This window comes from Streptomyces sp. 2A115 (assembly GCF_052245575.1).
Taxonomy (GTDB): domain Bacteria; phylum Actinomycetota; class Actinomycetes; order Streptomycetales; family Streptomycetaceae; genus Streptomyces.
In genome coordinates, this window is sequence record NZ_JBQQCG010000046.1 from 78,801 (window position 1) to 88,692 (window position 9,892).

At 70.3% G+C, this 9,892-nt stretch carries 8 protein-coding genes, 1 tRNA gene and 2 pseudogenes; 6 read left to right on the plus strand and 5 right to left on the minus strand.

The window, feature by feature from the left end:
* Positions 1–6: 6 nt before the first annotated feature.
* The gene (locus ACTWQR_RS33030) at positions 7–519 is read right to left on the minus strand and encodes a DUF309 domain-containing protein (protein WP_443230880.1); all 513 of its coding nucleotides are present in this window, start codon (positions 517–519) and stop codon (positions 7–9) included.
* Positions 520–638: 119 nt separating this feature from the next.
* On the opposite strand from ACTWQR_RS33030, the gene ACTWQR_RS33035 reads away from it, so the two are divergent.
* The 4 genes and pseudogenes from ACTWQR_RS33035 (at position 639) to ACTWQR_RS33050 (ending at position 2,520) form a co-directional block, all read left to right on the plus strand.
* Positions 639–712: transfer RNA gene (locus ACTWQR_RS33035), tRNA-Pro, on the plus strand.
* Positions 713–853: 141 nt separating this feature from the next.
* Positions 854–1,138: pseudogene (locus ACTWQR_RS33040) on the plus strand (phage integrase N-terminal SAM-like domain-containing protein); the annotation flags it as partial.
* A 145-nt stretch (positions 1,139–1,283) separates the two neighbouring features.
* Positions 1,284–1,790 carry a tyrosine-type recombinase/integrase gene (locus tag ACTWQR_RS33045; RefSeq protein WP_443230881.1) on the plus strand — a complete coding sequence of 169 codons (507 nt, stop codon included), beginning with the start codon at positions 1,284–1,286 and terminating at the stop codon, positions 1,788–1,790.
* Positions 1,783–2,520, plus strand: a complete 738-nt coding sequence (locus ACTWQR_RS33050) for a DUF2637 domain-containing protein (protein WP_443230882.1) — start codon at positions 1,783–1,785, stop codon at positions 2,518–2,520. Before ACTWQR_RS33045 ends, ACTWQR_RS33050 begins: the two co-directional genes overlap by 8 nt.
* A 153-nt stretch (positions 2,521–2,673) precedes the next feature.
* On the opposite strand, the pseudogene ACTWQR_RS33055 reads toward ACTWQR_RS33050, so the two are convergent.
* Both ACTWQR_RS33055 and ACTWQR_RS33060 read right to left on the minus strand, forming a co-directional pair.
* Positions 2,674–3,337, minus strand: a pseudogene (locus ACTWQR_RS33055) (transposase); the annotation flags it as partial.
* A gap of 299 nt (positions 3,338–3,636) precedes the next feature.
* Positions 3,637–4,140: a hypothetical protein gene (locus ACTWQR_RS33060; RefSeq protein ID WP_443230883.1), complete on the minus strand. Its 504-nt coding sequence runs from the start codon at positions 4,138–4,140 to the stop codon at positions 3,637–3,639.
* Positions 4,141–4,288: 148 nt separating this feature from the next.
* Between ACTWQR_RS33060 and ACTWQR_RS33065 the strand changes: the two genes are divergently transcribed.
* Positions 4,289–4,972 (plus strand): response regulator transcription factor, encoded by a 684-nt coding sequence (locus ACTWQR_RS33065; protein ID WP_443230884.1) that lies wholly within the window; start codon positions 4,289–4,291, stop codon positions 4,970–4,972.
* The gene (locus ACTWQR_RS33070; protein ID WP_443230885.1) at positions 4,969–6,417 is read left to right on the plus strand and encodes a HAMP domain-containing sensor histidine kinase; all 1,449 of its coding nucleotides are present in this window, start codon (positions 4,969–4,971) and stop codon (positions 6,415–6,417) included. The genes ACTWQR_RS33065 and ACTWQR_RS33070 overlap by 4 nt, the downstream gene beginning before the upstream one ends.
* 390 nt (positions 6,418–6,807) lie before the next feature.
* Here ACTWQR_RS33070 and ACTWQR_RS33075 read toward each other — a convergent pair whose 3' ends face one another.
* Entirely contained in the window at positions 6,808–8,958 is a 2,151-nt protein-coding gene (locus ACTWQR_RS33075; RefSeq protein WP_443230886.1) for an MMPL family transporter, read from the minus strand.
* A gap of 86 nt (positions 8,959–9,044) precedes the next feature.
* The gene (locus ACTWQR_RS33080) at positions 9,045–9,581 is read right to left on the minus strand and encodes an aromatic-ring hydroxylase C-terminal domain-containing protein (protein ID WP_443230887.1); all 537 of its coding nucleotides are present in this window, start codon (positions 9,579–9,581) and stop codon (positions 9,045–9,047) included.
* Positions 9,582–9,892 lie beyond the last annotated feature (311 nt).

The following is a 9,892-nucleotide window of genomic DNA, read 5'->3' on the forward strand; positions in this document are numbered from 1 at the left end:
CCTGCGCTAGGCCTTGCCCCCACGCAACCGCGGAGCCCACGCCTCCGCGTCCACAGCCCTCTCGTCCTGCTCCACGACCTCCGCCAACTTCCGTGCCCAGGAGGCGAGTTCAGGCAGCTCCAACCCGTACGGACGCGACCGCCCGGAGGCCGCTCCCCATTCCTCGACCGCCCCGGCCCCCCGCCGGAGCAACCGCGCCCCGCCCGTCAGGTTCCCCCGAGCCGCATGGGTGAGCCCCACCGCGAGCTGCGCCAGCCCCCGCCACAACGCCCGCTCCTCCGTCGGCCCCGACTTCCACGCATCCTCGAAGACCTCGTGCGCGTGGAACGGTTTCCCCGCCTCCAGCAACGCCTGCGCCTCGACGACCGTCTCCTCGGGCGTACGCACGACCCCTTCGGGCTGCCGCTCCACCCCATCGGTCCCGTACGGCAGGGGTCGCCCGAGCCCGTCCCGCGGCCGCGCGTTACGCGCCCGCCCCTCGGTGTCCCGGTCCCGTCCGTCGCCAGAAGTGCTGCTCATACCCCGATTGTCCCTCGTTCACGGCCCCCTTCGAAGCAGCCCGTGGCGTGGGGTAAAGTGCTGTTTGCGTGATCACGCGGAACTCCATGACACTCATGGAACTCCGCGGCGGGGCGCATCGGGACGTGGCGCAGCTTGGTAGCGCACTTGACTGGGGGTCAAGGGGTCGCAGGTTCAAATCCTGTCGTCCCGACAGTGTGAAGGGTCTTCGCAGGTGAAAGCCTGTGAGGGCCCTTTTCGTATGGGTCGTTTCCGATCTTCGAGGTTGAGCACGCCGCTCATCGGCGCCTTTACTCGGAGGTTTGCGAGGATGCCGCTGCTGGACCTGGACAAGATGACTGCGGAGCTGTCGACGACCTGGTCGGGGTTTCTGCGGGACTGGGACCGCTCGCTGCGGTCGGGGAACTATCCGGAGACCACCCGGTACAACTATCTGCTGGCGGCCGCTCAGTTGGGCCGCTATCCGGGGGAATACTCGCCGGATCCGGATGCCGACGCGGCGGCCGAGGATCCGGTCGACGTTACGCGGGCGCATGTGGAGGCGTTCCAGGCGTGGATGATCGAGACGCGGTCGGCGTCGACCGCGGTGCACAAGCACAAGGCGCTGCGGCAGTTCTTCAAGTGGCTGATGCTGGATGAGGGCGAGATCGACCGGTCGCCGATGGAGCGGGTCCGGCAGCCGAAGATGCCGCAGAAGCTGGTCCCGGTCATCCGTGACGAGGAGACCACGAAGGTCCTCGGGCACCTGCAAGGGCAGGGATTTCGTGCAGTTGCGGGACGAGGCGATCATCCGGCTGTACTGCAATACAGGGGCGCGGCTCTCCGAGGTTGGCAACCTGGCACTCGAGGACATCGACCTGACCACCGAGTCCGTGCACTACCACGGCAAGGGCAGCAAGGATCGGCGTGTGTGGTTCGGGCCGAAGACCGCGCGAGCCATCAGCCGCTATCTGCGGGCCCGCGCCAAGCACAAGGCGGCCGACCAGCCGGAGCTGTGGCTGGCCGAGCGGGGGACGCGGCCGCTGGCCCCCAACGGCATCAAGATCATGCTCAAGCGGCGGGGCCTTGCCGCCGGACTGGCCAAGTTGCACGCGCACCGGTGGCGGCACACCTTCGCCCACGAGTGGAAGCGCGCCGGTGCCGACACCGGCGACCTGATGCTGCTGCTCGGCTGGACGTCGCAGGAGATGCCGCGCCGTTACGGTGCCAGCGCGGCCGCCGAACGTGCCCAGGAAACCCACCAGCGGATCGGGGTTGGTGATCATGTCTGAGCCCGGTGCGATGACGGTCCGGCGGGCCGGCCTGCGCGAGCAGCAGCTGGCCTTCCGCGCTGTCACCGTGATTGCGGGGACGGTGGTGGGCCTGGCCTTCCTCTTCGGCTTCGGCAATGTGTGGACGCTGGCCCTGCGCTTGGGCGTGTCCGCCTGGGTGGCCCCGCTCGTCGCGCCGGCCGTGGACCTGTCCGTCCTGGCACTGCTGCTGGCGATCCGCTACCTCGCCCTCTACGGCGCCCCTGCCACGGCCCTGCGCCCTGCCCGCAGGCTGCTGCTCCTGTCCAGCCTGCTTACCCTCGCCCTGAACGTCACCGAACCGCTGCTCGTCGGTGCGTACGGGCGGGCGGGCTTCGACGCGGTCGGCCCGCTCCTGCTGATCGGCTGGGCAGGGGTCGGCCCCGGCCTGCTACAGGCCATCAGCGGTATCCGCGCTGTCGCCACCGATGCGCCGAGAGCACCATCGGGAGGGCCTGGTCCCGCAGGCGGGCGGCTGTGCAGTGTGCAGGCGGACGAGCCTGCCGTCCGGGCCGACGACGGTCAGGATCTTCTCGAGCGCGCCCGAGCGGAAGATGCCCGGCACTGGCAGACCCACCGGCGGCCGATCTCCGCCGAGACGCTCCGTAAGCGCCTGCATATCGGCGCCGCACGATCCCGCGCACTGGTCGCCGTCCTACGCGCAGGAAGCGCATCGGAAGTCGCAAACGGGCTCCACGCTGTGCCCCGCTAGGGACACTGCAGGCCGTGCGGAGACCGGGGCGGTGCGGCCTGCAGTGCCTGTCGGTCGGCTGTTTCTGGCTCATCGCCGCCGACCAAGGCACGTGGAGGGCACGGCGTCACGCCAACTGGATGGTTGCTGCGCGGGGCTTAGTAGCGGCTTAGTAACTCCATAGGCACGCTCCACGGCCCACCTCTTGGCCTGGGGAACGAACCCGGTCTGCGCGGAATTGCGCTCCACAACCTCCACCCCGATGCCCACCTTCTCCTCGTGCGAGACGACGGCGTTCTTGAAGCCCTGGTCGACCAGGGCCTTCTCCACGGCGTCGGTGTCGGCGGCGAGCTTGTCCAGCAGCGCGATCCCGACGGCGGCACCGCAACCACCAACCCCAGAACGTCAACGGCCAGGCCGCGCTTGCGGCCCGGTACTTTTTTGCCGCATCACGCCCCGTCGACTCAGCGGGCACTCCGGCCGCCGCGTGCACGCTCTGGGCGCCGAGCACCACCAGGCTCGGGTCCGCCTTCCGACGCGCCATTTCCCGCACTTGCCAGCGCAGCAGATCGTGAATGGTCTGATCGATGCCGTCGTCACGCCAGGTGTAGAAGTAGTACTTCACCGCGCCGGGCGGCGGAAAGTCGTGCGGGAGCAGCTCCCACTGACAACCGGTCCGGCCCTGGTAGAGCAGCGCGTTGACGATCTCCCGCATCTCGTACCGGCCCCGATGGCCGCTGACCGAGGGATGCGCGGCCTTCCACGCAGCGATCACCGGCTCGACTAGCGACCACTGCTCGTCGGACAGATCGGTCTTGTAGGGCTTGCGCTCGCTCACGGTGCCCAGCCCAACATGCCCATGGCCGCCAAACGGCCGGGATGCCGCACCGCCACATGTTCAGGCGACGACAAAACTCCTATGTACTCCTATTCCTCCCTCTCAGACCTCCGGGTGTCCGCCGGCGCGCCAGCGGAGGAAGGATTCGCGGGCCCGGATCACCCGGCGCGCACCGGTGGGATCCGCAGCAGCAGGGACGGGACGAACACCATCAACTGCCCGGATTCCTCGGGGCAACCCGGCAGCAGGAGCAGGTGGAGCGTGACGAGCGCCAGCACGACGTAGACGAGCCGGTGCAGTCACTTCCAGTCGCTGCCGAACCGGCGCATCGACCACCGGTTGGAGGTGATGGCGAGGGGGACAAGCAGCAGGGTGGCGAGGGTACCGGCGGCGAGGAACGCCTGGCCGGCCACCCCGGCGCGCCAGCCGTCGGTGGACATCGTGGCGGCGAGGACCAGGTCCAGGGCGGCGAGGGCGAAGGTCCACAATCCGAGGTCCCGCGCCAGGATCTGGTGCCATCGCCAGCCGGTGACCGTGGTGACCGGCGTGATCGCGAACGTCACGGCGAGACTCAGCAACGCGGCGTTTCCGAGTATGCCGGCGGCGTTCTGCTTCAGCGTGGCCACGGCGCCGTCGTCGCCGGTGAGCGCAGCGGCCAGCAGCATGGTCACCAGGAGCACCGGGATCAATGGCAGCAGCCGCAGGATGATGAGGGTTGGGCGCGGGAGCCACCTGGGGACGCCGAGCGCCCGTGACCGGCGCGGAGGATCTACTGTCTGGTTGCCGGGTGCGATGCCGGTCATCTGGTCCTCCCCTGCTCATGAGCCGACGGTAGGTTCTATTTCTTAGGTATCCGTAAGAGCGCGGTCCCCAGCGACGCTCTAATCCTGGCCTCAGGTTGATCGGGGACAATGAGCGGCAAAAGCATCGACTGGAGGGGGGCGGGCCGGCGTGCGGATCATGATCGCGGATGATGAAGCGGCCATCCGGGATTCGCTGGAGCGGGTGCTCCAGGTCGAGGGTTACGACACCAGCACCGTCGCCAACGGTCTCGCCGTGCTCGACGGGGTCGGTGGCGACGCGCCGGATCTGCTGCTCCTCGACGTGATGATGCCCCGCCTCGGCGGGTTGGAGACCTGCCGGCGGTTGCGGGCCGCGGGTCGGGATCTGCCGGTGCTGATGCTGACCGCCCGTGACCAGGTCTCCGACCGGGTCGCGGGGCTGGACGCGGGCGCCGACGACTACCTGCCCAAGCCGTTCGCCACCGAGGAGTTGCTGGCCCGGGTGCGGGCCCTGCTGCGCCGGCGCACGCCGACCGACGAGGAGTCGCAGATCCTGTCGTTCGCCGACGTCCGGCTCGATCCCGACAGGTTCGAGGCGTGGCGGGGCGCGCGGCCGCTGCGCCTGACCCGGACCGAGTTCTCCCTCCTGCAGGTCCTCATGAGCAACGCGACCCGGGTCCTGACCCGCGACGCGCTGTTCGAGGCGATCTGGGGCTTCGACATGAGCGCCACCGCCAACAACCTCCAGGTATACGTGAGCTACCTGCGCCGCAAGATGGAGGCCGAGGGTGAGCCGCGATTGATCTACACGCTGCGCGGCCTGGGATACACGTTGCGGGAGACTCCTCCGTGAGCAGGTCCGCCGGCCGGGAACCGCGCCGGCTGACCCGATGGTGGCGCCGGTGGTCCCTGCGGGCCAGGCTGACGGTGATCGCGGCGACGGCCATCGCGGTCAGCGTGTTCGTGGCCTTCCAGGTGGCCAGCGAGCTACTGGACTGGGAGCTGCAGGACACCGCCGAGAATCAGCTGCGCGCCGACTCCCGCGTCCTGGCGACGAACGCGGAGCGCGCCGGTCTGGCGCAGGTCCAGCTACCGCCGTATCCCGGATCCGGTCGGCTGGTGCGGGTCATCCTGCCCGACGGCTCGATCCGGACGTCGGCCGGCCAACCCGCGCTGCCCCCGGTCAGCGCGGACGCCGGGCGCGTGGCGCAGGGCGCGTCGGCCGACCTGATGGAGTCGAACGACAGCGACGAGGACGGCTACGTCATCTACACGCTGCGGGCGGGCGACGGCGCGGTCCAGGTGGCCCGCGTCGTCGACGACAGCCCGATCAACCGGTTCGGGTTGGGCATGCTGCTGATCGGGCTGCTCTGCGTGGTCGGCGGCGCCCTTGTCGGGCGGACCGTGGCGCGGACCGGGCTGGCACCGATCGACCGGCTGACCGCCGCCGCGGTACGTGTCGCGCACACCCGGGATCTCGACGCCGACATCCCGGATGAGGGCGGTGGGGAGATCCGGCGGCTGATCCAGTCGATCAACGACATGCTCGCCGCGCTCCGGGACTCCCGGCGGGCTCAGCGGCTGCTCGCCGAGGACGCCGCCCACGAGCTCAAGACCCCGCTCACCAGCCTGCGCCTCAACGTCGAGCTGCTGATCCGGCTCGATCGGCGCGGCACCCTGGACAGCGCACTGCCGGCGGAGAGCCGGACCCGGCTGCTCAACGATCTCGGCGCCCAGGTGGACGAGTTGAGCACCCTTGCCGCCGAGCTGACCGACCTGGCGCGCGGTGACGTCAGCGACGAGAGCACCGAGGTGCTCGACCTCGCCGACGTGGTGGTGGCCGCCGCGACCCGGGCGGGTTCCCGCGTGCCCGACATCGAGGTCGCGCTCGACGTGACCTCTGTGTGGGTGAGCGGGCGTCCCGCTGCGCTCGAGCGGGCGGTGCTCAACCTCATCGACAACGCCGGCAAGTGGTCCCCCGCGGACCAGCCGGTCCAGGTCCGGCTCCGTGCCGAGGGCGCGTCGGTCGTGCTCGAGGTCGACGACGCAGGGCCGGGCATCGACGCCGCCGACGTACCGCGGGTGTTCGACCGGTTCTACCGTGCCGACAGCGCCCGGGCGTTGCCGGGATCCGGTCTGGGGCTGTCGATCGTGCAGCGGGTCGTCGACGCCCACGGCGGCCGGGCCGCCGTCGCCCGCTCCGCACGCGGTGGTGCGCTGCTTCGGGTCGACCTTCCGGCCGCGGCCCCGCCCGCGATCGCGCGGCTCACCGCCGGGGAGGACACCGCGGTGCGCTGACCCGCCCCGGCGGCGCGGCGCGGGACAAGGGACGGCGGCCCTCGGGCAATGGCCCGCGCGGCCCGCCACCGGGCAGGACACGGTGCGCCGACCCCAGCCCCGGCCGCACGGCGCAGGACCAAGGGACGGCGGCCCTCGGGCAATGGCCCGCGCGGCCCGCCACCGGGCAGGACACGGTGCGCCGACCCCAGCCCCGGCCGCACGGCGCAGGACCAAGGGACGGCGGCCCTCGGGCAATGGCCCGCGCGGCCCGCCACCGGGCAGGACACGGTGCGCCGACCCCAGCCCCGGCGCGTGGCGCGGGACCAAAGGGCGGCGACCGTCGGGCCCATGAAAAAAATCCGGGACGGGCCTGGGTGCCCGTCCCGGATCTCGTCCGTGCCGCCGCGCTCACCGTTGCAGCGCGGGCTCCTCGTCGTCGGCGAGCGGCTGTTGACCGTCCGGCAGCTCCGCCGCTGGACGGGACAGCCGGCTCGGCCACCACATCCGCCGGCCGATCAGCAAGGTGAGGGCGGGCACCAGGACCGACCGCACCAGCAGGGCGTCGAGCAGCACGCCGAAGGCGACCAGGAACCCGACCTCGATCAGCATCACCAGCGGAAGTGTGGCGAGGACCGCGAACGTGGCCGCCAGGACCAGGCCTGCCGAGGTGATGACGCCACCGGTGGCCGAGAGGGCTTTGAGCATGCCCTCTCTGGTGCCGAGACGCACGGTCTCCTCCCGGGCCCGGCTGGCCAGGAAGATGTTGTAGTCGACGCCGAGCGCCACCAGGAACAGGAATGCCAGCAGCGGCACCGAATAGTCGATCCCCTTGAACCCGAGGATCGTGTCGAAGACGAACACGCTGCCGCCGAAGGCTGCGGCGAATGAGACGATCACGGTGGCCATCAGGACCAGCGGGGCCAGGATCGCGCGCAGCAGCAGCCCGAGGACGATCAGGACGACGGCGAGCACCAGCGGGATCACCAGCTTCTCGTCGCGCTTGGTGGTCACCTCGGTGTCGAGGTTCTCCGCACTCGGCCCGCCGACGATCGCCTCCGCCCCGCTCACCGCGTGCATGGCCATGCGCACCCGCTTGATCGTGTCGTACTCTGCGACGGTGTCCGGTGCGTCCTTCGGGAACACGGAGATGTTGGCCCAGCCACGGCTGGTCTGCTCCGGGATGGCCAGGGCCACACCGCGAGTGTCCTTGACGATGTCGAGCACCCGCTCCTGGTGCGCCGGCCGCGTGAAGATCGTCATCGGCTGGCCGCCGAGCTCCGGGAAGTGCTGGCGGAGGACAGTGAAGCCGGTGACCGACTCCGGCGCGGACAGGAACTGGTCCTGCTCCCGCAGGGCGCCGGTGTTGCCCGCCAGCCCGAGGGCGAGCACGCCGAGGACTCCGAGCGAGCCGAGCGTCGCCACCCACCGGCGGCGGCTGATGGCGGTGCCGAGCCGTCCCCACAGCCCCGGCTTCTCCTCCACGGCCGTGCTGAACCGCGGGATGGCCGGCCAGAAGATCCGCCTGCCGAGCACCACGAGCACCGCCGGGAACAGCGTCAGCATGGCCACCAGCGCGCACAGGATGCCGGCCGCACCGATCGGGCCCAACCCGCTGGTGCTGTTCAGGTCCGCGACGAGCAGGCAGAGCAGGCCGGCGACCACGGTGGCCGCGGACGCGACGATGGCCGGCGCCGCGCCGCGTAGCGCGTGGACCATCGCGACCCGGACGTTCTCATGGTGGTGCAGTGCCTCCCGATATCGAGCGATGAGCAACAGCGCGTAGTCCGTGCCGACGCCGAATACCAGGATCGTCAGCAGCGCCGAGTTCTGGTCGTTGACCACGATGCCGAAGCCCTTGACGAGCAGGTAGACGGTCCCCATCGAGGTCAGTGCGGCCGCGCCAACGGCCACCAGCGGGATGATCCACAACACCGGGCTGCGGTAGGTGAGGATGAGCAGGAGCGTGACGACGACGATGGTGGTAAGGAGGACCTGCACGTCGATGCCGTCGAAGACGGCATCCATGTCGCCGTCGATCGCGCCCGGGCCGGTCACGTCGAGTTCCAGGCCGGAGGGGCGGCCCTTCGCGGCGTCACGTAACGGGCCGACGACGTCCTCCGGTGCGCCGTAGTCCGTGCTCACCTCGAGGGTGAACATCATCGCCTTGCGGTCGGTGGAGAGGCTCGTCGGTGAGCCCTCGTCGTCCTCGTCGGCCGCCGCCGTCGCCTTCGGCGGGTACCGCTTGGCAAGGGTGTCGTAGTGGCGCTCGACCGCCGCGCGGTCGGCGGCGGTCATGCCGCCGGCGCGGTGGTACACGAAGATGAACGTGTTGTTGTCACCGCCGGGGAGACTGTCGTCCAGCACCGCCACCTTGGTGGACTCGGCGCTGGCCGGCAGGGTGTCCACGGCGCTGTCGGTGGTGACCGAGCTCAACTTTCCGCTCAGCGGCACCATGCCCGCCGCCAGCACCAGCCACAAGCCAATCACCAACCATGGCACCCACCGGCCTGCCAACCGACCGGCCGGCGCTTCCCCGGACGGCGCTGCGTTGACTGCCATCACTAGCCTCCTACATACGGGTTGCATCGCTTATCTGGATGCCTACTTCCTACCGAGCGAACCTGAGACGACTGTTAGTACGGTGCTCAGGCCGGTTGGCCGAACCAGGTGCCCAGCGCACGCACCAGCGTGGTGGCGTCGAGGTCCTGCCCGGTAGGCAAGGCCCAGGCGACACAGCCGTCGGGCCGGATGAGCAACGCGTCGACGTCCACCCGGTCCGTGCGGGCGGTGACGGTGTTGACCCGTCCGGTCCACGCGGCCGCGGCGTCGCGGACCTGCGCGCGGTCGACGAGGTCGGGCAGGAGCCCACGACCCTCACGCAGCAGGTCCGCCGACCGGGTCACCGCGGTGACGACGTCCGGGTCGGGCCGCTCCAGCGTCAACTTCATGTCCGGGCACAGGGTGCCGACGAGCCGGTGGTCGTCGCCCAGGTCGTACCGGACGTCCATGCCGGCGAGCATGTCGGCGACGTACCGGTGGGCGTCGTCGAGGTCCATCAGGTCGGAGAACATCTCCCACAGCGCCCTCGTCTGCGGGTCGGGGCGCATCAGGGCGATCTGGGGCCGGGTGTTCTGCAGCAGGCGCGCCGCGTGGTGACCTGAGCGACCTGGCGGCCTTCGCATCGCTCCAGCTCCGATCGGGAAAGACCGCCGACGGCGAGACCGTCCTCACCCCCGAATCCGTCCGGCTGATGCGGGAAGAGGGCAAGCTCCGCCATCAACAAGATGAAGGACTGGCGAGGCATCGCCACCCGCTATGACAAGTCGCCCGAGAGCTACCTCGCCGGACTCCATCTCCGCGCAACGACCGTCTGGATCCGCAGCCTCCTGAAAGCCCATTGATCACAACCACAGACAGGCCCTAATGCGGGCACCCGGACCATCCCCGTGCGGCACGTCTGAGCGCGTTCGCACCGAGCCGCACCAGGCGTGCG